At 69.8% G+C, this 25,278-nt stretch carries 29 protein-coding genes; 19 read left to right on the top strand and 10 right to left on the bottom strand.

Annotated elements, in window-relative coordinates; translation table 11 throughout:
- The first annotated feature begins 36 nt into the window (after window positions 1-36).
- The 14 genes from fhcD (at window position 37) to folK (ending at window position 11,664) form a co-directional block, all read left to right on the top strand.
- Window positions 37-993: a formylmethanofuran--tetrahydromethanopterin N-formyltransferase gene (fhcD, locus tag MKK54_RS16875; RefSeq protein WP_244012354.1), complete on the top strand. Its 957-nt coding sequence runs from the start codon at window positions 37-39 to the stop codon at window positions 991-993.
- A complete protein-coding gene (locus tag MKK54_RS16870) occupies window positions 990-1,787 on the top strand; it encodes a formylmethanofuran dehydrogenase subunit C (protein ID WP_244012353.1) in 798 nt (265 codons plus the stop codon). Before fhcD ends, MKK54_RS16870 begins: the two co-directional genes overlap by 4 nt.
- A gap of 362 nt (window positions 1,788-2,149) precedes the next feature.
- Complete coding sequence (locus MKK54_RS16865) at window positions 2,150-2,356, top strand: hypothetical protein (protein WP_244012352.1); 207 nt, start codon at window positions 2,150-2,152, stop codon at window positions 2,354-2,356.
- Window positions 2,357-2,608: 252 nt separating this feature from the next.
- Window positions 2,609-4,240 (top strand): sensor histidine kinase, encoded by a 1,632-nt coding sequence (locus tag MKK54_RS16860; protein ID WP_244012351.1) that lies wholly within the window; start codon window positions 2,609-2,611, stop codon window positions 4,238-4,240.
- Window positions 4,237-4,941, top strand: a complete 705-nt coding sequence (locus MKK54_RS16855; RefSeq protein ID WP_244012350.1) for a response regulator transcription factor — start codon at window positions 4,237-4,239, stop codon at window positions 4,939-4,941. Before MKK54_RS16860 ends, MKK54_RS16855 begins: the two co-directional genes overlap by 4 nt.
- Window positions 4,942-5,158: 217 nt before the next feature.
- Window positions 5,159-5,248, top strand: coding sequence for a pyrroloquinoline quinone precursor peptide PqqA (pqqA, locus tag MKK54_RS16850; RefSeq protein ID WP_055889187.1), 90 nt, complete (start codon window positions 5,159-5,161; stop codon window positions 5,246-5,248).
- A gap of 43 nt (window positions 5,249-5,291) precedes the next feature.
- Window positions 5,292-6,194 (top strand): pyrroloquinoline quinone biosynthesis protein PqqB, encoded by a 903-nt coding sequence (gene pqqB / locus MKK54_RS16845; RefSeq protein WP_244012349.1) that lies wholly within the window; start codon window positions 5,292-5,294, stop codon window positions 6,192-6,194.
- A 188-nt stretch (window positions 6,195-6,382) separates the two neighbouring features.
- On the top strand, window positions 6,383-7,459 hold the full coding sequence (gene pqqC / locus MKK54_RS16840; protein WP_244012348.1) for a pyrroloquinoline-quinone synthase PqqC: 1,077 nt from the start codon (window positions 6,383-6,385) through the stop codon (window positions 7,457-7,459).
- The gene (gene pqqE, locus MKK54_RS16835) at window positions 7,456-8,613 is read left to right on the top strand and encodes a pyrroloquinoline quinone biosynthesis protein PqqE (protein ID WP_244012347.1); all 1,158 of its coding nucleotides are present in this window, start codon (window positions 7,456-7,458) and stop codon (window positions 8,611-8,613) included. The genes pqqC and pqqE overlap by 4 nt, the downstream gene beginning before the upstream one ends.
- A 26-nt stretch (window positions 8,614-8,639) precedes the next feature.
- Window positions 8,640-9,353: a hypothetical protein gene (locus tag MKK54_RS16830; protein WP_244012372.1), complete on the top strand. Its 714-nt coding sequence runs from the start codon at window positions 8,640-8,642 to the stop codon at window positions 9,351-9,353.
- Complete coding sequence (locus MKK54_RS16825; protein ID WP_244012346.1) at window positions 9,334-9,717, top strand: hypothetical protein; 384 nt, start codon at window positions 9,334-9,336, stop codon at window positions 9,715-9,717. The genes MKK54_RS16830 and MKK54_RS16825 overlap by 20 nt, the downstream gene beginning before the upstream one ends.
- A 311-nt stretch (window positions 9,718-10,028) precedes the next feature.
- Window positions 10,029-10,802 (top strand): dihydropteroate synthase, encoded by a 774-nt coding sequence (gene folP / locus MKK54_RS16820; RefSeq protein WP_244012371.1) that lies wholly within the window; start codon window positions 10,029-10,031, stop codon window positions 10,800-10,802.
- On the top strand, window positions 10,799-11,173 hold the full coding sequence (gene folB, locus MKK54_RS16815) for a dihydroneopterin aldolase (RefSeq protein ID WP_244012345.1): 375 nt from the start codon (window positions 10,799-10,801) through the stop codon (window positions 11,171-11,173). The genes folP and folB overlap by 4 nt, the downstream gene beginning before the upstream one ends.
- Window positions 11,170-11,664: a 2-amino-4-hydroxy-6-hydroxymethyldihydropteridine diphosphokinase gene (gene folK, locus MKK54_RS16810; protein WP_244012344.1), complete on the top strand. Its 495-nt coding sequence runs from the start codon at window positions 11,170-11,172 to the stop codon at window positions 11,662-11,664. Before folB ends, folK begins: the two co-directional genes overlap by 4 nt.
- Before the next feature lie 158 nt (window positions 11,665-11,822).
- Here folK and xoxJ read toward each other — a convergent pair whose 3' ends face one another.
- The 6 genes from xoxJ to MKK54_RS16780 form a co-directional block, all read right to left on the bottom strand.
- Window positions 11,823-12,677 (bottom strand): rare earth element methanol dehydrogenase accessory protein XoxJ, encoded by an 855-nt coding sequence (xoxJ, locus tag MKK54_RS16805; protein ID WP_244012370.1) that lies wholly within the window; start codon window positions 12,675-12,677, stop codon window positions 11,823-11,825.
- Entirely contained in the window at window positions 12,677-13,282 is a 606-nt protein-coding gene (locus tag MKK54_RS16800) for a c-type cytochrome, methanol metabolism-related (RefSeq protein WP_279597403.1), read from the bottom strand. Before MKK54_RS16800 ends, xoxJ begins: the two co-directional genes overlap by 1 nt.
- Window positions 13,283-13,417: 135 nt before the next feature.
- Entirely contained in the window at window positions 13,418-15,220 is a 1,803-nt protein-coding gene (gene xoxF1 / locus MKK54_RS16795; RefSeq protein WP_244012343.1) for a lanthanide-dependent methanol dehydrogenase XoxF1, read from the bottom strand.
- A 683-nt stretch (window positions 15,221-15,903) separates the two neighbouring features.
- Window positions 15,904-16,671, bottom strand: coding sequence for an ABC transporter ATP-binding protein (locus MKK54_RS16790; protein ID WP_244012342.1), 768 nt, complete (start codon window positions 16,669-16,671; stop codon window positions 15,904-15,906).
- Complete coding sequence (locus tag MKK54_RS16785) at window positions 16,652-17,389, bottom strand: ABC transporter permease (protein ID WP_244012341.1); 738 nt, start codon at window positions 17,387-17,389, stop codon at window positions 16,652-16,654. Before MKK54_RS16785 ends, MKK54_RS16790 begins: the two co-directional genes overlap by 20 nt.
- Window positions 17,390-17,465: 76 nt before the next feature.
- Window positions 17,466-18,473, bottom strand: coding sequence for an ABC transporter substrate-binding protein (locus MKK54_RS16780; protein WP_244012340.1), 1,008 nt, complete (start codon window positions 18,471-18,473; stop codon window positions 17,466-17,468).
- A 273-nt stretch (window positions 18,474-18,746) separates the two neighbouring features.
- Between MKK54_RS16780 and MKK54_RS16775 the strand changes: the two genes are divergently transcribed.
- A complete protein-coding gene (locus tag MKK54_RS16775; RefSeq protein ID WP_244012339.1) occupies window positions 18,747-19,124 on the top strand; it encodes a 4a-hydroxytetrahydrobiopterin dehydratase in 378 nt (125 codons plus the stop codon).
- Between the two features lie 150 nt (window positions 19,125-19,274).
- Here MKK54_RS16775 and MKK54_RS16770 read toward each other — a convergent pair whose 3' ends face one another.
- From MKK54_RS16770 to MKK54_RS16755, 4 genes are all read right to left on the bottom strand, one after another.
- On the bottom strand, window positions 19,275-19,496 hold the full coding sequence (locus MKK54_RS16770; RefSeq protein ID WP_244012338.1) for a hypothetical protein: 222 nt from the start codon (window positions 19,494-19,496) through the stop codon (window positions 19,275-19,277).
- Window positions 19,497-19,566: 70 nt separating this feature from the next.
- Window positions 19,567-20,412, bottom strand: a complete 846-nt coding sequence (locus MKK54_RS16765) for a metallophosphoesterase (RefSeq protein WP_244012337.1) — start codon at window positions 20,410-20,412, stop codon at window positions 19,567-19,569.
- A 20-nt stretch (window positions 20,413-20,432) separates the two neighbouring features.
- On the bottom strand, window positions 20,433-21,080 hold the full coding sequence (locus MKK54_RS16760; RefSeq protein ID WP_244012336.1) for a cation transporter: 648 nt from the start codon (window positions 21,078-21,080) through the stop codon (window positions 20,433-20,435).
- 74 nt (window positions 21,081-21,154) lie between these two features.
- A complete protein-coding gene (locus MKK54_RS16755; RefSeq protein ID WP_244012335.1) occupies window positions 21,155-21,574 on the bottom strand; it encodes a hypothetical protein in 420 nt (139 codons plus the stop codon).
- A 205-nt stretch (window positions 21,575-21,779) separates the two neighbouring features.
- Here MKK54_RS16755 and croR point away from each other — a divergent pair, with 205 nt between their 5' ends.
- From croR to MKK54_RS16735, 4 genes are all read left to right on the top strand, one after another.
- On the top strand, window positions 21,780-22,259 hold the full coding sequence (croR, locus tag MKK54_RS16750) for a 3-hydroxybutyryl-CoA dehydratase (RefSeq protein WP_244012334.1): 480 nt from the start codon (window positions 21,780-21,782) through the stop codon (window positions 22,257-22,259).
- Between the two features lie 73 nt (window positions 22,260-22,332).
- On the top strand, window positions 22,333-23,073 hold the full coding sequence (locus MKK54_RS16745) for a TrmH family RNA methyltransferase (protein ID WP_244012368.1): 741 nt from the start codon (window positions 22,333-22,335) through the stop codon (window positions 23,071-23,073).
- Between the two features lie 173 nt (window positions 23,074-23,246).
- Complete coding sequence (crtI, locus tag MKK54_RS16740) at window positions 23,247-24,839, top strand: phytoene desaturase family protein (RefSeq protein ID WP_244012333.1); 1,593 nt, start codon at window positions 23,247-23,249, stop codon at window positions 24,837-24,839.
- Complete coding sequence (locus tag MKK54_RS16735) at window positions 24,836-25,276, top strand: DUF2141 domain-containing protein (RefSeq protein ID WP_279597402.1); 441 nt, start codon at window positions 24,836-24,838, stop codon at window positions 25,274-25,276. The genes crtI and MKK54_RS16735 overlap by 4 nt, the downstream gene beginning before the upstream one ends.
- The last annotated feature ends 2 nt before the right edge of the window (window positions 25,277-25,278 follow it).

Here is a 25,278-nt window from a genome sequence, read left to right as displayed (position 1 = left end):
TGAATGAAGTGCGTCGCGTGGGGGCGGGTGACTGAGATGACGGACCTCACCCTCAACGGCATTCCGGTGATCGACACCTTCGCGGAGGCGTTCGACGTCGCCGGCACGGCGATCATCATCACCAACGACACGGCCAAGTGGGCGATGATCGCCGCCACCGTGATGACGGGGTTCGCCACCTCGGTGATCGGCTGTGGCGCCGAGGCCGGGATCGATTGCGAACTCTCGCCCGAGGAGACGCCGGACGGGCGCCCCGGCGTGCGCGTGCTGCTGTTCGGCTTCGAGCCCAACGGCCTCAAGGACCAACTCCTCAAGCGCGTCGGCCAGTGCATCCTGACCTGCCCGGGCACCGCCTGCTACGCGGGCGTCGAGGGCCCGACGAAGATCAAGCTCGGTGGCGCCATCCGCTACTTCGGCGACGGCTTCGCGGTGGCCAAGCGCCTGCCCGACCCGATCACCGGCAAGTCGCGCCGCTACTGGCGCATCCCCGTCATGGACGGCGAGTTCCTGTGCGAGGACTTCGTCCGCGCCGTGGACGGCGCGGTGGGCGGCGGCAACCTGCTGTTCCTCGGGCGCAAGCACGCCGACACCCTGAAGGTCGCCGAGATCGCGGTGGACGCGGCCCGCACGGTGTCCGGCGCGATCCTGCCCTTCCCCGGCGGCATCGTCCGCTCCGGCTCGAAGGTGGGCGCGCGCACCAAGGGCATGATGGCCTCCACCAACGACGCCTATTGCCCGACCCTGAAGGGCCGGGCCGGCACCGAACTCGCGGCCGAGGTCGGCGTCGTGCTGGAGATCGTCATCGACGCGCTGACCTCCGACGCGGTCGCCGAATCCATGCGCGCCGCCCTGCACGCGGCGACCGAGGCCGGCGCCGCGCACGGCCTCGTCGCCGTCACGGCGGGCAATTACGGCGGCAATCTCGGCCGCCACCACTATCACCTGAAGAACCTGCTCTCGAAGGAGCCGGCGAGCGAGGCTGGAGCGGCATGAGCACCCTCACCCTGCGCCAGGAGCCGCCGGAGCGGCTCGACTTCCTGAACGTGAACCCCCTCTCGCTGAGCGGCCTCAGCGAAGCCGAGGCTGCGCGCCTCCCCGTCGGCACGGGCCGGCGCGGCCTGACGCTGGGCGATTGCTTCACGATCGCCCTCGATCGTTCCGAGGACCTGGTGATCGAGGGCGGTTCGTCGCGCCTCGACCGGGTCGGCGCCTCGCTCGACGGCGGTCGCATCCGCGTCGTCGGCGATGTCGGCCAGCGCCTCGGCGCGGGCATGACCTCCGGCGCCGTCACCGTCACGGGCTCGGCCGGCCCCTTCGCGGGCTCCGGGGCCACCGGCGGCACGATCACCATCGAGGGCGATGCCGGGGATCATGCGGGCGGCGCGGTCTACGCCGCCAAGGCGGGCCTCGACGGTGCGACGCTGGTGATCCACGGCACGGCCGGCGACCATCTCGGGGACCGCATGCGGCGCGGCCTTCTCCTCGTCGGCCGGGCGGGCGCCTATGCGGGCGCGCGGATGATCGCCGGCACCATCGCGGCGACGTCCCTCGGGGATCATCCGGGCTACGGCATGCGTCGGGGCACCATCCTCACCGGCGGCGTCGGCGCGCTCAGCCCCAGCTTCGTCGAGACCGGCACGCACGACCTCGTGTTCCTGCGCCTCCTCGCCCGCGCCTTGCGGCCCCTGAGCCCGGCGCATGCCGACCTCGCGGCCGGCGCGCTCAAGCGCTACTCGGGCGACCTCGCGACGCTCGGCAAGGGCGAACTCTGGGTGTCGGCGGCCTGAAGGCCGTTCCGGCTGGGGTCGCCTCTCGAACGTCCTTCGACAGAACCGCGTCATCCTGGGGCCGCGCAAGCGGAGCCCAGGATCCAGACACGCAGGTCGTGCCAAATCCAGCGCTGTCGGCGGCTCCGATGTTCGGGCGCGCTTGGCGAGCGACCCGGAATGACGGCGTGCCCCGAAGGCGATCACCCTTGGGTTCGCCTCCGGGCTTGGAAATTCCTTCCCGTCCCGCGTCCAGGCCCGCGCCTGCGCGATATTTCGATCGGACTTGCACAATTTTCCCGATCGGAGGAGTCTTCGCGCCGGCGGGTCGGCAATATCGTGCCATCGTGCCCGCTTCCCTCCGCGCGAACACGGCGTCACCGATGCTCATCCTTCTCTCGATCTGCCTCCTGTCGCAGCCCTCGCAATGCCGCGAGGACAAGATCGACCTGTCGTTCGAGGCCCGGAACCCGGTGGTCTGCCTGCGTAACTCCCAGAGCGCTATCGCCAGGTGGCAGGAGGAGCACCCGGAATGGCACGTGACCCGGTGGCGCTGCGCCGTTCGCGGCAGCCAGCCCCGCGACTTGTGAGACCGTCTTCCGCTCGATCGAGGCTGAGCGGCGCGGCCGATGCGCCGCCGCCCTTGCAACGGATGTCGGCCTTAGCCTAGTGATCTTGCCCGCAGCGCTGCGCGTCCAGGATAGACGCAGCAGACGGGGGGATCAGGCAAGCACGCGTGCGTTCAGCGCCAAGTGAAGGCCGGCAAAGAGATCGGGAAAAACTGGCAAATCCATGCTGGCACAATCATCCCTGCTGGCGCCCGCATCCCGGTCGGTGCCCGCATGCGCTCGCTGAAAGTCCGCTTCGCGCTGCTGCTCGGGGGCACGGCGCTCCTCGTCGTCCTGGCGGCCGTGGGCGTGCTCGCCTCGATCAGTGCCGCCGAGCGGACCATCGACCGGACGCTGGCCGCGCAGGGCCGTCTCGAACTCCTCGTCGAGTTGTCGGGGCGCATGACCCAGTACGGGCTCGCCGCCCTGGAGACCGTGAGCAACCCCGATGCGCAGCCGGAGGGGCTGGCTGTCGCGCGCGCCAACGTCGACCGGGCCCTGGTGGCGGTGGACGAGTCCCTCGGCAGCAGCATCGCGGCCAGCGACGACCCTCTGGACCGGACCCAGTACGCCGCGCGCACCCGGCCGCTCGCCCAGCTGCGCTCGGCGCGCGCGGTGCTCGACCGTCAGGTGACGCAGGTGCTGCGCCATACGGATGACGAGCAGCGCAAGGCCGCGATCCGGGGTGCCCTCAACGGCTTCGGCGCCATGACCGGGCAGCCGCTCTCCTTCCTGATCGAGGTCGAGCGGCGCTCGATGATCGCCGGATCGGATGCGGCGCGCGACCTCTCCGGCACCCTGCGCATCGCCTCCCTGGCGGCGGTCGCCGTCGCGCTCGCCATCGTGCTGCTGCTCTACCGCGCGGTGACCCGGCCGGTGCTGGCCCGGATCGAGGCGGTGCGCCGGGCGGCGAGCGCCGTCGGCCGGGGCGAACTCGACACGCGCCTCTCGGTGGCGACCCGCGACGAGCTCGGCCTGCTCGTGGCGAACTTCAATCGCATGGCCGCGCGCCTCGCCCGTCGCGAGGGCCATCTGGCGGCGGACCGTGCCGCCCTGGAGGACACGGTGGCGGCCCGCACCCTGGACCTGCGCGCCGCCAATGCCCGGCTGGAGGCGGTGGACCGTTCGCGCCGCCGCTTCTTCGCCGATGTCAGCCACGAGCTGCGCACGCCGCTGACGGTCATCCTCGGCGAGTGCGACATCGCTGCCCGTTCGGCCGGGCGGCAGGTCGATTTCGCGCCCGTCTTCGCCACCATCCGCAAGCGGGCCCTGCGCCTCCAGCGCCGGGTGGAGGACCTCCTGCGCGTCGCCCGCTCGGAATCGGGCCAGATCGAGCTCGACCGGCGCCCGGTCAATGCCGGGGCGATCCTCTCCGATTCCGTCGACGGCATGGCCTCCGAGGCCGCCCGCCGCCGCGTCGCCTTGAGCCTGACGCCGCCGGAGCACGACCCGATGCTGCTGGCCGACCCGGAATGGCTGCGTCAGGTCCTCGAGAGCCTGATCGACAACGCCCTGCGGCACGCCACCGGCCTCACCCGCGTGGTCGTGGCCCTCGAACGGTGGGCGCCCGAGCGCGTCGTGCTCACCGTCACCGACGACGGACCCGGCTTCCCCGATCTCGGCGACGGCCTCTTCGAGCGCTTCCGCCGCGAGAGCCCCTCGGGCGAGGCGGGATTCGGCATCGGCCTGGCCCTGGCGCGCTGGGTCGTCGAGCGCCATGATGGTGCGATCCGCCTGAAGGCCGGGCCCGGTGGCAGGGGGGCGCAGGTCGCCCTCGACCTGCCGGCGCTGGGTTTCGCCGAGGCCGCACCCAACCTTCCGCATCAGGACGGCCCGGACGGGACCGCCAAGGAGACCGTGGCATGACGCGCGTACTGATCGTCGAGGATGACAGCGACATCCGCGCCATGCTCGCGCGCGGCCTGGAGGCCGAGGGATTCTCGGTGGGCGTCGCGGGTTGCGTGGACGACGCGCTGAACGCCGCCCGCACCGACGCGCCCGAGGCGGTGGTGCTCGACATCACCCTGCCGGACGGCTCCGGCCACGACGTCTGCCGCTCCCTGCGCGAGGGCGGCTATCCCGGCCCGATCCTCTTCCTCTCGGCCCGGGACGAGGTCCGCGACCGGGCCGAGGGGCTGGCCCTCGGGGCCGATGACTACATCGTCAAGCCCTTCGTCTTCGACGAGCTGCTGGCCCGGCTCCAGACCCACCTCCTGCGCCGCAAGGCCGCGGACGCCCCCCGCACCATCGTCACGGCCGGCAAGCTCGTGCTCGACCTCAACATCCGTCAGGTCGGATTCGCGGATGCGACGGCACGCCTCACGCCGCGCGAGGCGGAGCTCCTCGCCCTGCTGATGGACCACGCCAACCAACCGGTCACGCGCGGCGACATCTTCGACAAGCTCTGGGCCGGCCAGGGTGGGCTCTCGCTGAATGTGGTCGATGTCTACGTGGGTTACCTGCGCACGAAGCTCTCGGACTTCGTGCGCCTCGGCGGTCCGGTGATCGTCACCGTGCGCGGCCGCGGCTTCATGCTCGATCTCAAGGGGCAGGATTTTCGTCACTAGGCAGGATTTTTAGCTCCGATTCCGTTGCCCCCGTTAACGGCGATGTCGGATTCAAGAGGGGTGATTGGGAAAATTCGGCAATTTAGCGCTTGAACTGCCGAGCCAAATTGTCGATATCAGTCCGGCGACAGAAACCACTGCGCCGTCAGTGTCTTACGAACTTCTTATGAAGAATCGGGATGCTGCTGACGTTCAAAAAATCATCAGGAGAAACACCATGACCTGGGCTGCCCCCATCGTTTCCGAGATCTGCGTCGGCATGGAAGTCACCAGCTACGAGTCGGCTGAGATCGACACCTTCAACTGAGTTTTCGTCGGATCCGGGGTCCCAGGACAGCGTCGGTTTCACCATGCATGTCGTGATCCTTGGTTCGGCCGCGGGCGGCGGCCTTCCTCAGTGGAATTGCCGCTGCCCGATCTGCACCCTCGCCCGCGAGGATGAGACCCGCGTGAGGCCGCGGACCCAGTCGAGCATCGCCGTCTCCCCCGATGGGGAGCGCTGGCTCCTGGTGAACGCCTCTCCCGATATCCGCCAGCAATTGTTCGACAATCGCGCGATGCATCCGCGCGAGGGCCTGCGTCATTCGCCGATCCACGCGGTGCTGCTGACCAACGGCGACGTCGACCACGTCGCCGGCCTGCTCACCCTGCGCGAGGGCCAGCCCTTCACGCTCTACGGCACGGCCGGCATCCTCGAATCGGTCAATGCCAACCGGGTCTTCGACGTGATGGCGGCCGATGTGGTCGCCCGCGAACCGATCGCCCTCGACCGAAGCTTCGAGCCGGTGCCCGGCCTTACCGTCACCCTGTTCTCCGTGCCCGGCAAGGTGCCCCTGTGGCTCGAGGACGAGACCATGGAGATCGGCGCCGAGACCGAGACCACGGTGGGGGCGATGATCGAATCGAAGGGCCGCCGCCTCGCCTACATTCCGGGCTGCGCCCGCGTCACGGAAGGCCTCAAGGCCCGGATCGGCGGCGTCGATGCCCTGCTCTTCGACGGCACCGTGCTCCTCGACGACGACATGATCCGCGCCGGGGTCGGCACCAAGACCGGCTGGCGCATGGGCCACGTCCCGATGACGGGCGAAGGCGGCTCCATCGCGGCCCTCGCCGATGTCGCCATCGGGCGGCGCGTCTTCGTCCACATTAACAACACCAATCCGGTCCTGGTCGAGGACTCGGACGCGCGTCGGCAGGTGGAGGCCGAGGGCTGGGTCGTCGCCCATGACGGTCTGACGCTCGACCTCGCGTGATGCGAACGCCGTGACGCGCCGGTCCGCCCGGCGGCCGGACGCGACGCCGGGACTTGGCAATTTAATGCCGGCATCATAGATTGTGTCCGATTTAATTGCGTCCGGAACGTCCATGGTCTTCACGGCGGACGGCGCAATGAGTAAGAAAAGTTCTTAAAACCATCTCCCGCTGATCCGCGAGCCACGCCATGACCGCGCCCTTCCCGACTCCGAAGCCCGACGAGGCCCAGCGCCTGCTGACGCCAGAGGAACTGGAGGCGGCCCTTCGCGATATCGGCGCCCGCCGCTACCACAATCTGCATCCGTTCCACCGCCTGCTGCATGACGGCAAGCTGAACAAGGATCAGGTTCGTGCCTGGGCGCTCAACCGCTACTATTACCAGGCGATGATCCCGGTGAAGGACGCCGCAATCCTCGCGCGCATGGAGGATGCGAGCCTGCGCCGGGTCTGGCGTCAGCGCATCGTCGATCACGACGGCGACGCGCCGGGCGATGGCGGCATCGAGCGCTGGCTCAAGCTCGCGGAGGGAGTCGGGTTCGCGCGCGACTACGTGGAATCGACGGACGGCATCCTCTCGGCGACCCGCTTCTCGGTGGACGCCTACGTGCATTTCGTGAAGGAGCGCTCGCTCCTGGAGGCCATCGCCTCCTCGCTGACCGAAATGTTCTCGCCGACCATCATTTCCGAGCGCGTCGCCGGGATGCTGAAAAACTACGACTTCATCACCAAGGACACCCTGGCCTATTTCGACAAGCGCCTGACCCAGGCGCCGCGCGATGCGGAATTCGCCATCGAGTACGTCAAGCGGCACGCCACCACGCCGGAGAAGCAGCGCCAGGCGATGGCGGCGCTCACCTTCAAGTGCAACGTGCTCTGGACGCAGCTCGACGCTCTTTATCACGCCTACGTGGCGCCCGGCATGATCCCGCCGGATGCCTGGACGCCCGGGACCGGGCTGGTGCCCGAGCCGGCCCGGGCGGCCGGCACCGGCACCATCGGCGCACAGGACGTGCCGCGCCTGCCGCGGGGCGTGCGCCTCCGGCACGATGCCGTGCGCGACCAGCACGTCCTGCTGGCGCCCGAGCGCACCTTCGATCTCGACGCCAACGCCGTGGCGGTGCTGGAACTCGTCGACGGCACCCGCACGGTGCGCGACATCGCGCGGGCGCTCGGCGAGAAGTTCACGGCGGACCCGGCGGTGATCGAGGCCGACATCCTGGTGATGCTGAACGATCTGGCCACGAAACGGGTCCTTGAGCGATGAACGCGATCACGCCGAACGCCCCCGTCCTCCCGGCGCCGGTCGGGCTCCTCGCGGAGCTCACCCATCGCTGCCCCCTGCGCTGTCCCTATTGCTCGAATCCGCTCGAACTCGACCGGCGCTCGGGTGAGCTCGACACCGCCACGTGGCAGCGGGTGCTGACGGAGGCGGCGGCCCTCGGCGTGCTCCACGTCCACCTCTCGGGCGGCGAGCCGACGGCGCGCAACGACATCGTCGAGATCACCCAGACCTGCGCCAAGCTCGGCCTCTACTCGAACCTCATCACCTCGGGCGTCGGTGGGGCGCTGGCCAAGCTCGACGCGCTCTACGACGTCGGCCTCGACCACGTGCAGCTCTCGGTGCAGGGCGTGGACGCGGCCAATGCCGAGAAGATCGGCGGCCTCAAGAACGCGCAGCCGCAGAAATTCGCCTTCGCCGAGCGCGTGACCCAGCTCGGCCTGCCCCTGACCCTGAACTCGGTGATCCACCGAGGCAACATCCACGAGGTCGAGGGCTTCATCGATCTCGCGGTGAAGCTCGGGGCCAAGCGGCTGGAGGTCGCCCACACCCAGTATTACGGCTGGGCCTACGTCAACCGCGCGGCCCTGATGCCGAACAAGGCCGAGGTCGACCGCTCGATCCGCATCGTCGAGGCCGCCCGCGAGCGCCTGAAGGGGCAGCTCGTCATCGACCTCGTGGTGCCGGATTACTACGCGAAATATCCCAAGGCCTGCGCCGGCGGCTGGGGCCGCAAGCTGATGAACGTGACGCCGCAGGGCAAGGTCCTGCCCTGCCACGCCGCCGAGACGATTCCGAACCTTGAATTCTGGTACGTCTCGGAGCATTCGCTGGCGGACATCTGGGCGCATTCACCGGCCTTCACCGCCTATCGCGGTACGGACTGGATGAAGGAGCCCTGCCGCTCCTGCGACCGGCGCGAGAAGGATTGGGGCGGCTGCCGCTGCCAGGCCCTGGCGCTGGCCGGGGACGCGGCGGCCACCGACCCGGCCTGCTCGCTCTCGCCCCTCCACGCCAAGGTGCGGGACCTCGCCGTCGAGGAGGCGGCCGAGATCCCGCCGGACTATGTCTACCGGACCATCGGCAGTAACGTGCAGCCGAACGTCCGTACGCCGCTGAATGAGGAAGCGCCGCTTTGAAGCCCGTCACGATCCTCGCGCTGCTGATGCTGGGAAGCGCCCCGGCACTCGCCCAGAACGCGCCTGCCAGCCCTGCTTCGCCCGCTCCCTCCACGGCGCCCGAGGCGCCTGCCGTCACCAAGGCCAACACCTCCGCGACGCCGAGCGCCTCGGACCTGCTCTTCGACCAGCCGCAGATGAAGAACGTCGCGCCCGGCACGACGCTGACCTACGACTACCTGCGCCGCAGCGGCATCTCGAAGGGGCCGTTCGGCCCTCCCCTCAACGATACGATCAAGCTCGGCGTCGAGCCCGGCAACAACGCGGACAACCGCAACATCCGGGTCGAGATGTTCTCGGGCGCCAACCGCTTCCCGGCCGGCCCCTTCGAGGACATGCCCGGCAACCCGGTGATGTCGCTCTTCCTGGAGCATCACCTCGGCGACCTCGCCCGCGTGCTGATGGCCAATCCGCGCTACATCAAGAACGCGATCCGCAAGGGGCTTCGCGACGGCGCGACCGTGACGCCGACGGAGATCGACTACAAGGGCCGGAAGGTCGCCGCCTGGCGCGTCGAGACCCAGCCCTTCATCGACGACAAGCTGAAGGAGCGCATGCGCGGCTTCGAAAACCTGAAATACACCTTCATCACGTCCGAAGCGGTGCCCGGCGAACTCGTCTCGATCGAGGCCCAGTCCAAGAACGCCGAGGGCGGCGAACTCCTCCAGGAAACCCTGACCTATGATCCGACCGCTGGTTAATCGGCTATCCCGGGGCTTGGCCGCCGGGGCCTGCGCGGTCGCGCTCCTGGCGGGACCGGCGAAGGCGGCCGAACTCGAGAACGACTACCCCACCGAGGCGCGCGCCGATTACATCTTCGGCTGCATGGCGGCCAACGGGCAATCGCGCGAATCCCTGTCGCGCTGCTCCTGCTCCCTCGACGCCCTGGCCTCGCTGCTGCCTTACGACAAGTACGTCCAGGCCAGCACGGTGCTGTCCCTGCGCCAGGGCATCGGCCAGCGCACCAACGCGTTCAAGTCGACCAAGGTCTTCGACGATCAGGTCGCCGAACTCCGCCGCGCCCAGGCCGAGGCCGAGATCCGCTGCTATCGCGGCGGGACCTGACCGGAACCTCCCAAAGGCGGCGTCGACCCCGCGAGCCTGCGCCCATCGAAAACCGCCGGACAACCTCGTGCTCGCCTCGCCCCGACGCGGGTGAGCGGCGGGCTCGGATCGTACCGCGAGAGAGGGAACGGCCAGCGGGTCCGGCGTGGGCGCGGGCGTTGCTCCCATGCGCCTTTCGGTTCAAAGACAGCCGGCATCCCGGCCGACGAGGCGACGCGCCTGGCCGCCCTGTTGAAGAGATCCCCGTGCCCCCAGACCTGCCGGCTTCGCTGACGACGCTCCTGCCCGATCTCGGGCGGCGCGTGCTCGTGATGGGCATTCTCAACGTCACGCCGGATTCCTTCTCGGATGGCGGGCGCTTCGCCGATCTCGACCCGGCCCGCGCGCAGGCGCAGGCGCTGGTCTCCGAGGGGGCGGCCCTCGTGGATATCGGTGGAGAATCGACGCGCCCCGGCCACGTGCCGGTCTCGGCCGAGGAGGAGCAGGCTCGCATCCTGCCGGTGATCCGCGACCTCGCCCCCCGGCTCGCCGTCCCGATCTCGGTGGACACCTACAAGGCCTCGACCGCGCGGGTGGCACTCGCGGCCGGCGCGCGCATCGTCAACGACATCTGGGGTCTGCAGCGCGAGCCGGACATCGCCCGGGTGGCCGCCGACCACGGCGCGCCCGTCATGGTGATGCACAACCGCGAGACCATCGATCCGAGCATCGACATCGTCGCCGACATGCTGCGCTTCTTCGAGCGCTCCCTCGGCATCGCCCGGAATGCCGGCATCCCGGACAGCGAGATCGTGCTCGATCCCGGCATCGGCTTCGGCAAGAGTTGGGAGCAGCATATCGAGGCGCTGCGGCGCCTTCCCGAGATCGTCGCGCTCGGCTTCCCGGTTCTCGTCGGCGTATCGCGAAAATCCCTCCTCGGGCGCCTGCACGATGCCGAGACCCGGCCGGTGGATCGCCTGTTCGGCTCGGTCGGCAGCCACGTGCTGGCCGCGACGCTGGGGGCGCAGATCGTGCGCGTCCACGATGTCGGTCCCCACGTCGATGCCCTGCGGGTGGTCGACGCGGTGATGGGGGGCCGGTCGTGAGCGACCGCATCCTCGTCACGCGCATCGCGGTCTTCGCCTATCACGGCCTCCTGGAGGAGGAGGCGCGCCTCGGGCAGCGCTTCTACATCTCCCTCGAGTGCCGCCTCGATCTGGCACCCGCCGGCCGCTCCGACGACGTCGCGCGGACGGTGAGCTACGCGGACCTCACCGCAATCGTGACCCGCATCGCCACCGAGCGGCGCTTCGCCCTGATCGAGGCCCTGGCCGAGGCGATCGCCGCCGAGATCCTGGCCCGGCACAGGCTCATCGCCGAAGTGCGGGTGCGGGTGGACAAGCCGAGCGCCCCGGTGCCGGCCGTGATCGACGGCGTCGCCATCGAGATCGTGCGCACCCGCGAGGTCGTGTCGTGAGTGTCGCGTGCCGGACGACGCACGCCGCCTATCTCGGCCTCGGCAGCAATATCGGCGACAAGGCCGCAACGCTGGCCGACGCGGTGGCGCGGCTGGCCGCGACGCCGGGGATTCGCCTCACGGCGCGCTCGTCCGATTACCGCACGCCGCCCTGGGGCGACACGGATCAGGACTGGTTCCTCAACGCGGCCATCGGCGTCGAGACCAGCCTGACGCCGCACGAACTCCTGGAGAGGGGGCTGGCCATCGAGACCGCCATGGGCCGGGTGCGCGAGCGCCGCTGGGGGCCGCGCGTCATCGACATCGACGTGCTGTCCTACGAGGGCGCCGCGATCTCCGACGCGCGCCTGATCCTGCCCCACCGCTTCGTGCGCGAGCGCGCCTTCGTGCTGGTGCCGCTGGCCGAGATCGCGCCCGATCTGCGGATCGGCCCCGAGACGGTGACCGAGGCCCTGGCCAAGCTCGACGCCACTGGCATCGAGCGGGCCTGATTTCCACCGGAATGCCGGTGTCGGCGCGGGCGTCGTGCCCGCCACCTCGGCATTGCCAACCCCGACGCAGACACTCCCCCGTCGACCAGGGCGAGCGCGCTCGGGCGCCGTGCGGGCTGAGCGAGACCGTCTCCGCTTCGATCGAGCGGAGACGGGTATCAGGGCTTCTGGGCACCGAGGAGCGTGTTGCCCTCTTCCTCCAGCAGCGGAACGTCGTAGTCCCGCAGAACCCGCTCGATATCGGCCCGGCGCTTGCGCAGGATCGTGTTGAGCGTCCGCTTCCAGTCGTTCTCTTCCATCCGCACGCCGAGCGCGATGCGGAAGGTGAGTGGCGGCCGGTCGGGCTCCTGCAGCAGGGGCATCACATGCATCGGGACGCCGCTCTGCTTGGCGAGCCAGCCGGCAGCAGGCCCCCACAGGATGGCGGCGTCGATCCGCTTCTCGGCGAGGTCCGCGATCACCTCGGCCGAGACCGTCTGGTGCTTGCGGGCCGGGTCGAGCTGGTAGGGCGCGTAGGCCTTCATCGCGCTGATGAGGCCGACCTCGCCCATTCGGTTCACCGGCGGCGTGCCGCCGATGACGCCGATCGCCTTGCCCTTGAGCTTCGGGTCGTCGAGCCGGGTGACGTCGTCGAGCTCGCCCGCGCGTGTGACCAGGGTATAGGCCGAGCGGTAGTACGGGTTCGAGTGCTGGACGAGTTCGCCACCGGCGGCCGAACCGATGATGATGTCGCACAGGCCCGTGCCCAGGGTGTTGCGGACGAAGCCCGGACCCTGCGTCAGCCAGTAGTAGCGGATCTTGACCTTCAGTTCGTCGGCGATGATCGCCGCGATTCTGTTCTCGAAACCGTCCTCCTTGCGTTCGGAGAACGGCATGTTGCCCGGATCGCCGCAGACGCGCAGCGTGTCCGTGGTCACGAGGTCGGGGAGCGATTGCGCCAACGCGGGTCGCGCCCCTGCCGAGAACAGCAGGAGCGCGAGGGCGAGGCTCGTTCGAATGCCGGTGCGGGTCATCAGCCGCCCAGGCACTCCTTCTCGGCCGTCCGGGCGGCCTCGGGCTTCTCTTCCTTGTCGGTCGGACGCACCCGCGGCATGGCGCCGGAGGCGCGCGCCTTCAGGTAGACGTAGAGGTCGTCCGCGTAGCACATGACGTTCTTGTTGTCGCCGAAGGCGGGCATGACCCGCTCCTGACCGGCCTGCGAGTCACGCTTGCCGCCGGCGATGATGCCGATGAACTCCTCGTAGTTGATCGTCTTGAGGGAGTCCTTGAGGGCCGGCGCGTAGGTCGAGCCCATGGCGTCGGGACCGTGGCAGACGTGGCATTCGGCATGATAGCGGCGGTAGCCCGAATAGGCGTACCAGTCGAACTTCTTGCCGTCATTGGTGATGTGGTAGGTCGGGTGACCTTCGGCATCGAAATACTTGCCGTCGTCGACCTTAACGGCCGCGAACTTGTCGATCAGCTTCTGATCTTTGTCGGGCGCGTTGGGATCGAGCTGGTCGGCGAGCGCCGGATTGGCCTTCTTCGCATCCTCGGAATGAACCGCGAGGGTCGAGACGGAGACGAGCGCGAGTGCCGCCAGGAGCGGACGGATGGCGGCTTGGCTGATGGTGTGCAACGACGTTTCTCCCAGGAACTCCACGTCGGCCGCAAGGCCGCGTGTTTCACGTGTTGTTCTTCCAATTCTAATCACAAAGGTGCCGGCGCGGAAACCCGCGCCGGCACCCAAGTTTCTACCGTATCGTGCGACCGATTAGTTCGGCAGCGAGAAGACGGTCAGCTGACCACCGAGGTTGGTGTAGTTCGAGAGGGCGGCGTAGCCACCCACCGCGCCGAGACCGGCGTTCGGGTCGGTCAGGCCGGCCGCGAGGCCGATGCCGGCCCAGCCACCGACACCCGACAGGATGCCGACGAACTGCTTGCCCTTGTGCTGGTAGGTCATCACGTTGCCGATGATGCCCGACGGGGTCTTGAACTTGTAGAGCTCCTTGCCGGTCTTGGAGTCGACGGCCTTCAGGTAGCCTTCCAGGGTGCCGTAGAACACCACGTCACCGGCGGTGGCGAGGGCGCCCGACCACACCGAGAACTGCTCGGCGTTCGACCACTTGATCTTACCGTTCACGCCGTCCCAGGCGATGAAGTTACCCATGCCGCCGTGGCTGTTGGGAGCCGGGTACATGGCGAGCGTCGCACCGACGTAGGGCTGGCCGGGGGTGTAGGAGACCCGGAACGGCTCGTAGTCCATGCAGACGTGGTTGGTGGGGACGTAGAACAGCTGAGTCTTCGGCGAGTAGGCCGCAGGCTGCTGATCCTTGGAACCCAGCGCCGCCGGGCAGATGCCCTTGGAGTTGGTGTCCTCACCGTTCTGCTCGGTGGAGTACTTGGCCTGGACGAGGGGGCGACCGTAGTTCTTCGAGCCCTTGTCCATGTCGACCTTGGAGGCCCAGTTCACGACCGGATCGTACTTCTCGGCGACGAGGAGTTCGCCGGTGGCGCGATCGAGGGTGTAGCCGAAGCCGTTACGGTCGAAGTGAGTCAGGAGCGGACGCTCCTTGCCGTCAACCTTCTGATCCGTGAGGATCATCTCGTTGATGCCGTCGTAGTCCCACTCGTCGTGCGGGGTCATCTGGTAGACCCACTTGGCGGCGCCCGTGTCGGGGTTACGCGCCCAGATGGTCATGGACCACTTGTTGTCGCCCGGACGCTGCTTGGGGTTCCAGGTCGAGGGGTTGCCCGAGCCGTAGTACATCAGGTCGAGCTTGGGATCGTAGGAGAACCAGCCCCAGGTGCAGCCGCCACCGGTCTTCCACTGGTCGCCTTCCCAGGACTTCAGCGAGGAGTCCTTGCCGACCGGCTTGCCGAGCGAGGTGGTCTTCTCGCCGTCCATGATCATCTGCTCGTCGGTGCCGACGCTGTAGCCGCGCCACACCTTCTTGCCCGTCTTGGCGTCGTAGGCGGTGACGTGGCACTGCACGCCGAACTCGCCGCCGGAGATGCCGACGATGATCTTGTCCTTCACGGGAAGGACGGTGGCGGTGTTGGTCTCACCCTTCTTGGGGTCGCCGTTGACGACCGACCAGTTCACCTTGCCGGACTTGGCGTCGAGCGAGACGACGGTGGTGTCGGCCTGGTGCAGGATGATGGCGCCGTCGGCGTAGGCGAGGCCACGGTTGACCGTGTCACAGCACATCACCGGGATGACCGACGGGTCCTGCTTGGGCTCGTACTTCCAGACGATCACGCCGTCCTTGTCGAGGTCGAGGGCGTAGACGATGTTCGGGAAGGGGGTGTGCACGTACATCATGTTGCCGACGACGAGCGGGGAGCCCTCGTGGCCGCGCAGCACGCCGGTCGAGAACGTCCAGGCGACCTGGAGCTGCTTGACGTTGCTGGCGTTGATCTGGTCGAGCTTCGAATAACGGGTGTTGGCGTAGTCGACGGTCTGAAGGACCTGCTCGGCCGGGTTGGCCGTGCGCTTCAGGACGTCTTCGTTGGCGAACGCCGAGGTCGAAGCGACCATGCCGGCGCCGAGTGCGAGAAGATGTACCGCTCTCATGGATTCCTCCGACAGATCTTTCAGCCGTGATCGCATGGGAAATCCATGAGACCACGCTGTGATCTGACTGTTTGCGACAGGGACGATTTAGCTCTGGTAGCGGACGCCAAGTCCTTGCTGTCGCGCCACGAATGGGCGTTGCCGGACCTGTGCGGTCAGGGGCCGCTATCCCTTTGCGGCGCCCCTCGAAACCGAAGCTTGAATGAACTCTAAGAAAAATTCCGGCGGCGTCAACTCGCTTGCGCGTCGTCTTCCTCCCGTTCGTACAAGTCCTTGTGAACGACAGGGGACGACCCATCCTTGACCATGCTGCGCACCATAAGATGGTGCATCGCAATATAGGCTCGTCCTGAGACAAAGTCTTTTGATCACCTTCCGCTTGTGCTTATGCGCCATACGCATGTGAGCGAGGCTCGGCAGCTGTGGCCATGCGACGGTGAGGGAAATTCACTGTCCTGCCATCTGGAATTTCGGATACCAGAGCATGAAGCGGCGGAAGGCGGCATCATAGTTCCGCGTCGGCCGGTCCGAGATCGCCGGATGGGGGGCTTGTCGTCGAAACGGAGGGCCATCGGCCGGCGCGGTTCGTGCGCGCTCTCGCCGCATCCGGCGCCCGCACTCGGAGGCGGGCTCGGATACTTAAGCAATGACGGACGCGCCGGATGCGCGCTTGCCTGAGAGAATCAGCTTGCGATGACGGCGGGAAAGCGGATCGCGAGTTCGGCCCGCCGGGCCTCGATCCAGGCGCGGTCGCGTGACCCGCGGGGAGCGTCGAGCGGTACGGTTCCCAGGAGGCTCGCGGGCCGACCCGAGACCAGGAGCAGCCGGTCGGCGATCTCGATGGCCTCGGCCACGTTGTGCGTGACCATGAGGACGCCCATCCCCGAGCGCTCCACCGCCGCGACGACGAGGGCGCGCAAGGAGGCGGCGGCGGTGTCGTCGAGGGAGACGAAGGGCTCGTCCAGGATGAGGATGCGCGGCTCCTGCGCGAGCGCCCGCGCCAGGGAGACCCGGCGGGCCATCCCGAGCGAGAGCGCCCCCGGATAGCGGCCGCGCCAGGGCGCGAGACCGAGCGAGGTGAACAGCGCGTCGAGGTTCCGGCCGCGCGCGCCGCGCGGCAGGGCGAGGCGGACGTTCTGCTCCACCGTGCGCCAGGGCAGCAGGCGCGGCTCCTGGAACGCCATGGCGATCCCGGCCTCGTCCGGATGCGGGGTGACGCTGCCCTCATAGGCCGCGTCGAGGCCGAGCAGGATGCGTAAGGTCGTGGTCTTGCCGGCCCCCGAGGGGCCGATCAGGCAGGTGATCTCGCCCGCCCGCACCGTGAAGGCGAGGTCGCGCACGGCCTCCACGGGCTCCCGGCCGCCGGCGCCGTACACCTTGCGGGCGATCTCGACCCGGAGGGCGGCCCCGTCTTCGGGCGCGGCCCGTCGCTCAGCGCCAGCGTCGGACATAGGCCTCGAGCCGCTGGAGGACGAGGATGTCGATGGCGATCATCACGCTCATGAAGACGATGCTGTAGCCGAGGATGGCCGCCACGTTCAGGCTCTGGACGAAGTAGTAGTTGATCGCGAAGCCGACGCCGTTCGGGCGCCCCAGCAGCTCGATCACCAGCACGATCTTCCAGGCGAGCGACAGGCCGGAGCGCGCCGCCGCCACCACGAAGGGCTGGAGCTGCGGCACCAGCACGTGGGCGATCCAGGTGCGGCGGTCGAACCGGTAGGTGCGGGCCATCTCCTCCAGTTGCGGATCGAGGCCGCGCGCGCCCTCGCGCAGGATCACGGCGACGTTCGGCAGCTTGTTGAGCACCACCGCCACGATCGCGGCCGCCTCGTTCAGCCCGACCCAGATGTAGGCCAGCACCGTGATCACCAGCGCGGGGGTGTTCAGCAGGATCAGGAGGGGCGTGTCGAGCACGAGATTGAGGCGGCGCGAGCGCCCCAGCGCGACACCGAGCAGCACGCCGAGCGTCATCGCGAGCAGGAAGGAGACGCCGACCCGCGCGAGGGTGATCCCCACATTCCACCACAGGTCGCCCGTGGCGGATTCGCGGCTCAGGAACGCGAGAATCGCGAGGGGCGCCGGCAGCAGGCGCGAGCCGGCGGCGGAGGCCGAGACCTGCCACCCGGCGAGCAGCACCAGGACGGAGACGAGACGGGTGGCGAACCCCATGGATCAGCGCGTCATCGGGTCAGCGCGTCATGCGCATGCGATGCCGGCGCGCGGGGCAGGCTCGTGCATCGCCGCCTCAGCCATTGCCGCTGCCATCGTAGTAGAGGCCGGGCGGAAGCGTCTTGCCGGGGCCGACGAGGCGGTCTCCCCCGAGCCGTGCCATCACGCCGAAGAGCGTTTCGCCGTCGCGGCGTTCGCTGGCGAGGGGCCGGCGCGGGATGCCCGACAGGTATTCGCGCTTCAGGGCCTCGAAGGTCGCCGCGTCCTCCACCGCCATCAGCGGGCGCACCACGTCCCAGGCCGTGGGATCGGCGGCCAGCGCCTCCTTGGCGGCCCGGGAGGCGCGCAGGAAGCCCGCCACCGCCTCGGGCTTGGCCTTCAGGGTCTCGTCGTCGATGAGGTAGCCGATCAGGGCCATCGAGCCCGCCGCGCCGAAGGCCCGCATGATGTCGTCCGAGCCGATCACCCGGCGGAAGCCCTTGGGCTCCAGGCGGGCGCAGTAGGTCCAGTACAGGAGCCCGGCATCGAGTTCGCCCTGTTCGAGCTTGAGGGCGAGGAGGGGCGGCGCCCCGAACGCGATGGTGGCCTGGGTCTCGAGGTCGATCCCGGCGGCGTCGCGGGCCTGCGCCTTCAGGAGCAGCCAGTTCTTGTCGAGGGGGCCGCCGGCCACGCCGAGGCGCCGGCCCTTGAGGTCGGCCAGCGTCCGGATCGGGCTGTCGCCCGGCACCATCAGCGCGCCCTCGCTGGTCGAGTAGGGAACGAACCGGATCGCGCGGCCCTCGTTGCCGAGCCGGGCGGCCCAGAGCAGATCGCCCACGATGGTGTCGACCTGGGACCCCTGGAAGGCGATCCGCGCCGCGTCGTTGCCCGCGAGCTTGACGACGTCGAGGGTGAAGCCGTTGGCGGTGTCGAGCCTGCGCGCCTTGATCACCGCGGCCTCCCACGAGACCGTGCCGAAGGGCAGGCTGCCGACCTGGAACGACGCCGATGCGGCCTCGGCCCGCCGCGCGAAGCCGCAGGACGCGAAGCCCCAGGTCACGGGGGACAGTGCCGCCGTCGCGAGCAGACCGCGCCGTGACAGCATGGGACACACTCCCTGGATTCGCGGTCGGGCGCTCGGATCGTCCCGAAGGCCGGCGCTGGTTGGCGATCTTCATAGGGGGTCGAAGTCCGGGCGTCCACAGGACGAATCGGCAAGACGTCTGGGGGTAAAGGACGCGGGGTCGGATGGTCGCCCCCTCGCCTGCCGGTTCCTCCAGGGCTCGCCACAGGTTCGCGCGAGACCTTGGGTTCGCGCGAGACCTTGCGCGGGCCCGGTGCCCGGCGCAGGCTTCGTCCGAACCGGGAGAACGAGACCATGGCGGGAACGCGCGAGGACGTGATCGACGACGCGACCATCACGGAGCGGCTGGCGCGGGAGCTGCCGGCCTGGCGCCTGGAGGAGGGCTGGATCAAGCGCACCTACAAGACCGCGAGCTGGAAGAGCACGCTGATGGTCATCAACACGGTGGGACACCTCGCCGAGGCGGCCTGGCACCACCCCGACATCACCGCGTCCTACGCCTGGGTCGAGGTGCGCCTGACCAACCACGCCGCCAAGGGCGTCACCGAGAAGGACTTCGCCCTGGCGCGCAAGATCGAGGAGGTCGTCGGCTGGCAGCCCGGCACGGAGGGCGGCGCGCTGGAAGGCACCCCCACCGACCCGCGCTTCGCCTACATCAAGCACGAGAAGTGATGCCGTCTCCGCCGCCTGATCAAAGCGGAGACGGTCTCACGCAGCCCGCGCGGCGCCTGAGCGAAGCCCAAATCCGCCATCCCGAACGCGATCCCTCAGGGATCGCCGGAAGGGATCGAACGGATTTGGTATGACGGGGGCGCCGGCGGATCACTCCGCCTGCTTCACCCGGCGGCACTCGGTCTTGAGGTAGCTCGTCTTGCCGACCTCGTCGCGCAGGTCCGTGCGAGCGATGATCTCCTGCCAGCCATTGGTGCAGCCGAGTTCGTTGGCGACCCGGACCTTGCGGACCTCGCTCGCCCGGTCGTCGGTGCAGGCCTCGATCGGGATGCCGTTGGCGCAGACGAGGACCACGGCGATGAAGGCGTTCATGGGTGATCTCCGGTCCGGCTCGGCGCCGCGTTGATTCCGGGCATGGTACGCATGCGGGGCGCCCCAGGTCTCACGCGATCGTCAGAATGTGATCGGCCGAGAAGTCCCGGCCCTCGACCGGGTTCGCGACCCAGCGGGTGCGACCCACCCGCATGTCGTGGCCCGCGTGGAAATGCCCCGAGACCCAGAGGTCGGGGCGCGCCGCCTCGGGCAGGTCCTCCAGCACCGTGGTGGCGTAGAACGCCGGAACCCACCAGGGCACGCCGGGCGCGTGGCGGAAGGCATCCGCCGCGCGCGGGCTCGCCGGGTGGTGCGTGACGCAGACCGTGGGCCCGTCATGGGGACGCGACAGGGCCTGGATGAGGCCCTCGCGCTCCCGCGCATGGGCCGCCATCGCGTCGGCGGGGGACCAGATCGTGCCGTCGCCGTTGCGGATCGAGCCCCGGAACTCGCGCGAGCCGGTGACCGGATCGGTCATGCGCGCGGCGGCATAAGCGACCGGGTCCTCCGGCGCGTCGGCCACCGTCCCGTCGAGCCAGCGCCCGGCCAGGGACCAGTCGCTCCACAGGGTCGTGCCGACGAAGCGTACGCCGTCGATGACCGTTTCGGCGCTCCGCTGGAGCAGGTGGATCGCCGTTCCCTCCCCCGCGAGCCGCGCCACCTCGTCCTCCAGGGCGGCGAGGAGTTCCGGGGCGGTGCGCCCGTCGCCGGTCGGCGCGTAATGCTCGTGGTTGCCCGGCACCAGCACGATCGGCCGTCCCCGCGCGAGGGCGACCAGGGCGGCGAGCCCGTGCTCGGGCCGGCCCTCGTGCAGGTCGCCGGGACAGACCAGCACGTCGAAGGTCTTGTGCGGGCGCGGGATCACGTCGAGGCGTCGGCGCTCGAGGTGGAGGTCGGAGATCGGGAACAGGCGCATGGCTTGCGGAGCGGAGTCTCTCAGGGAACCGGGTTCTTGGGCGGGGCTTCGGGGGCGCGGATTCCGGCGGCGCCCGCTTCGGCCGCCCGCCATTCCGCCCGCGCGGCCCGCAGGATGTCGCCCGCCGAATCGGCGTTGAGGATGGCGATGCCGGCCGCCGCGAGCAGGTCGGGCCAGGCCGACAGGGTCAGGGCGGTGGCGATGCCGGCGGCGATGATGGCGAGGTTGGCGTAGGCGTCGTTGCGTGCCGAGAGGTAGGCCGCCCGGGTCAGGCTGCCGCCGCCGGAGCGATGGCGCGCCAGCATCGTCGCGCAGGTGAGGTTCACGGCGAGCGCGCCGAGACCCGTGAGCGTCAGCGGCACGGGGTCCGGCGGCGCCATCGTGGCGAACTTGGCCCAGGCGGCGTAGGCGGTGGCGAGCGCCGGCAGCAGCAGGATCACCGCGAGGACGGCGCCGAGCCGCGCCCGGTTGCGCACGCTCCAGCCGATGCCGGCGAAGATCAGCAGGTTGATGGCCGCGTCCTCGAGAAAGTCGAGGCTGTCGGCGATCAGCGCCAGGGAGCCGATCGCCAGCGCGACGGTGATCTCGATGCCGAAATACGCGAGGTTCAGGCCCGCGACCCGGGCGACGACGGGGCGGAGCGCGGGGGCGGGGGCTGGCTGGGTCACGGTGCGTTCCTCGCGGCCGGCGCCTCTTCGCCGATAGGCGCCGCCCTGTCGAGGGGCGCCACGCGATGCGGGGATCAGGCGCCGCGGGCGATGCGCCGGTTGCGCACCTCCTTCAGGGCGCGCCGGTGCAGGGCGGTCGGGGCCGGCGCCGCCGGCGCCGTCGCGGCGGGGGGCGTCGCGCGGACCAATGCCGACAGGGCCGGGTGGAGCGGTGGGCCGTCCGGCAGGGCCGACCGCGCCGGCGCGGCGTTCCATTGGGCGGTCACCGCCGCGGGCCGGCGCGTCTTCAGGGGCGGGCGCGCCTTGCGGGACCGCCGCGGCTTCGGCGTGTGGCAAAGATCGACCGCGAAGGCGACGAGAGACGCCGCGAGGCAGCCGCAGGCCAGGCCGAGGATCTCGGGTCGCGCCCCTTCTCCCGTCATCAGGGCGACGAGGCCCGTGAGCGAGAGCGCCGCCCCGATATGTCGGGGTGCGAAGGGATCTGAATCGGTCATGCCGGGCAATATGCGGGCGGGAGATCACGGCCGCGTGAAGGCGATCGCTCGAATTGTCCGAAAACGCCGCCCGCCTCCGCGCGACTGGAGACTGGATTTGGCCGTGCGCCTGTGCGAGGCGAAAAGGGATCTTCGGCGCGGCGAACGGGCGCGCCGTCAGCGCGGGCGAGCCCCGCCTGCCACGAACGAGACGGGGGAACTGCCCATGATGCCCGAACTGCGCGTCCTGTACTTCGAGGATCTCGAAGTCGGCCTGTCCGAGACGCTGAACAAGGTCATCGCCTCCTCCGACGTGGTGGGCTTCGCCGAGATCACCGGCGACCGCAACCCTATCCACCTGTCCGAGCACTTCGCGGCGCGCACCCCCTTCGGCACCCGCATCGCCCACGGCCTCTACACCGCCGGCTTGATCTCGGCCGTGCTCGGCACCCGCCTGCCCGGCCCCGGCGCCATCTACATCAGCCAGACCCTGAACTTTCGCGCGCCCGTGCGCATCGGCGACACCGTCCAGGTCACCGTCGAGGTTGCCGAGCTGGTGCCGGAGCGTCGCCGCGCCCGCCTGAAATGCACCTGCTCGGTGGCCGGCGAGGTCGTGCTCGACGGCGAGGCCCTCGTGAAGGTGCCGACTAAGGCCGAGGCCGATCCGCTCGCGGTGCGCATGGGCGGACGCCCGGCGGGCGCCTGACGCGACGTTGCCGCCCGTCCCTACGATCGCCGTCGACGACCCGTCCGACCCGCGTCTCGAGCCCTACACGGCGATGCGCGAGCGTGATCTCGTGGGGCGCGCGGGCCGGTTCATCGTCGAGGGCGAGGTCACCCTGCGGGTGATGCTGTCGGATCGGGCGCGGTTCGGGCTCGAATCGGTCCTGCTCGCGCCGGAGCGCCTGGAGGGCCTGGGCGGCGACCTCGCCCGGTTCCCCGAGGGGAGACCGGTCTACGTCGCGCGCAAAGCCGTGATGAGCGCGATCACCGGGTTTCCGATCCATCGCGGCGTGCTCGGCGTCGGCCTGCGCGGCCTGGAGGCCGAGCCGGGCCTGCCGCCCGCCCCGGATCCGGTCCGGGTGGTCGGCCTCGTCGGGCTGACCAACCACGACAATGTCGGGGCCCTGTTCCGCAACGCTGCCGCCTTCGGCGCCGACGCGGTGCTCCTCGACGCGGCCACCTGCGATCCGCTCTACCGCAAGGCGATCCGGGTCTCGGCCGGCGCGGCGCTCACGGTGCCGTTTCAGCGGCTGGCGGATGCGGATGCGATCCTGGCCTACGCGGCCCGCCACGCCCTGGTGCCGCTGGCCCTGAGCCCGGGCGGGGGCGAAATCCTCTCCGCCCTCGCGCCCCCGGCCCGCACGCTGCTGATCCTCGGCACCGAGGGACCGGGCCTGCCGCCCGCCCTGATGGCGCGCCTGCGCACCCTGCGCATCCCGATGGCGCCGGACTTCGACTCCCTCAACGTGGCCACGGCCGGGGCCATCGCGCTCCATCATCTCGCGGCGGCGCGCTGATCCGGGCGATCCGGCGCGGCGCGACCCGTCACGAAGCGCGACATCGCGCCCCCATTGTCGCCCGCCCCGCCACGGTCAAGATTACGCGGACGGGCCGACGAGCCCTGGACGGACCATTCTCTGCGCGCCACATGCGCAGGGAGTGGGGGGCGGTGTCGAAGGAGTTGCGAGCGTTGTTGCAATCACGGGATGGCTTGCGGGCCCTGTCCGGACGCCGTGTCATCATCGTCGGCGCCGGTCCCGGCGGGCTCGCCACCGCACTGCTCCTGGCCCGTGCCGGCGTCCACGTCACCCTGCTGGAGAAGGACCCGGCCGTGGGCGGCCGCACCAAGACGGTGGAGGCGCCCGGCGGCTACCGCTTCGACATCGGGCCGACCTTCTTCCTCTACCCCCAGATCCTCGCGGACATCTTCGAGACCTGCGGCGAGCGGCTGGAGGACCACGTCAAGCTCGAGCGCCTCGATCCGCAATACCACCTCGTGTTCGAGGGGAAGGACGGGATCTCGGGCGAGATCCGCGCCACCAACGACATGGACCGGCTGGAGGCCGAGGTGGCGCGCATCGCGCCCGACGACGCAAAGAACGTGCGGACGTTCTTCGCCGACAACCGGGTGAAGCTGAAGTTCTTCAAGCCGGTGCTGGAGCAGGCCTTCCACACCCTGCGGGCCATGGCCTCCCCGGCGATGATCGCCGCCCTGCCCCACCTCCATCCGGGCCGCAGCGTCGACCGGGACCTGCAGCGCTACTTCAAGGACCCGCGCGTCCGCCTCGCCTTCGCGTTCCAGACCAAGTACCTCGGCATGTCGCCGTTCCGGTGCCCGAGCCTGTTCACCATCCTGTCGTTCCTCGAATACGAGCACGGGGTCTACCACCCGGTCGGCGGCTGCGGCGCGGTCTCCGAGGCGATGGCGGGGCTCGCCCGCCGGATGGGCGTCGACATCCGCCTCGGGGCCGGGGTCGAGCGGGTGCTGTTCGAGGGCAAGCGCGCCTGCGGCGTCGTCTGCAACGGCGAGACGATTCCCGCCGACGCCGTGGTCGTCAACGGCGACTTCGCCAAGGTGATCCAGGACCTGGTGCCGGAACGGCACCGCCCGCGCTGGCGCGACGCCAAGATCGGCAAGGCGCGCCTCTCCTGCTCGACCTTCATGCTGTATCTCGGCCTCGACGGGCCGATGCCGGAGGCGCTCGGCCACCACACCATCCTGCTGTCGGAGGATTACGCCCGCAACATCCGGGAGATCACCGACGGCATCCTGCCGATGCAGCCCTCGCTCTACGTGCAGCATGCGGGCTTCACTGACGGCGGCATGGCGCCCCCGGGCCAGACCAGCCTCTACGTGCTGGTGCCGGTGCCGAACCTGAAGGCGGACATCGACTGGAAGGCCCTGCGCGCCAGCTACCGCCAGCTCGTGCTCGACCGCCTGCGGCTGCTCGGACTCGGCGACGTCGAATCGCGCATCCGCTACGAGCGCATCGTCGACCCGACGGAGTGGCGCGACGACTTCTTCGTGCACGAGGGCGCCACCTTCAACCTCGCCCACGACCTGATGCAGATGCTGTATTTCCGGCCGCACAACCGCTTCGGACCGGGGCTCTACCTCGTCGGCGGCGGCACCCATCCGGGCTCCGGGCTGCCGGTGATCTACGAGGGCGCGCGCATCACCGCCCGCCTCCTGATCGAGGAGCTCTCCGCCGGGCGCGTCGGCGCGGCCAGCGCCGGGATTCCCGCCACGGCGCCGCTCGCCACCTCGGGCGACGCCTCTTGAGGGTCGCGGCGGGGGGCGGACTCCTCCTCCTCCTCGCGGGCTCCGGCCTCGCGAGCCCCGGGACGGCGCGGGCCGCCAGCGTCGCGGTGGAGGTCGAGGGGATCGAGCCCGGCGGCCTCCTCTCCGTGGCCCTGTGCCAGGACGGCCTGTCGGAGGCCGATTGCCGGATCGGGCAGCAGGCCCCGCCGCGCGCCGCCGCCCAGCGCTTCGTGTTCCCGGACGTGGCGCCGGGCACCTACGCGGCGGTCGCCTACCAGGACAGCAACGGCAATGGCCGCCTCGACCGGACCGGCCTCGGCCTGCCCCTCGAACCCTACGGCTTCTCCGGTGAGTCGCCGCGCTCCGCCCGGCCGGATTTCGCCCGCGCCCGCTTTTCCGTGCGCGAGCCGGCCGTGAGCGTGCGGGTTCGCCTGTCGCGCGCCCTGCCCCGCCGCTGAGC

Origin of the sequence: Methylobacterium sp. J-068, assembly GCF_022829445.1 — a bacterium.
In the GTDB taxonomy this organism is placed as follows: domain Bacteria; phylum Pseudomonadota; class Alphaproteobacteria; order Rhizobiales; family Beijerinckiaceae; genus Methylobacterium.
Note: the sequence above shows the minus strand (reverse complement) of the source record. Positions and strands in the feature narration are given on the sequence as shown.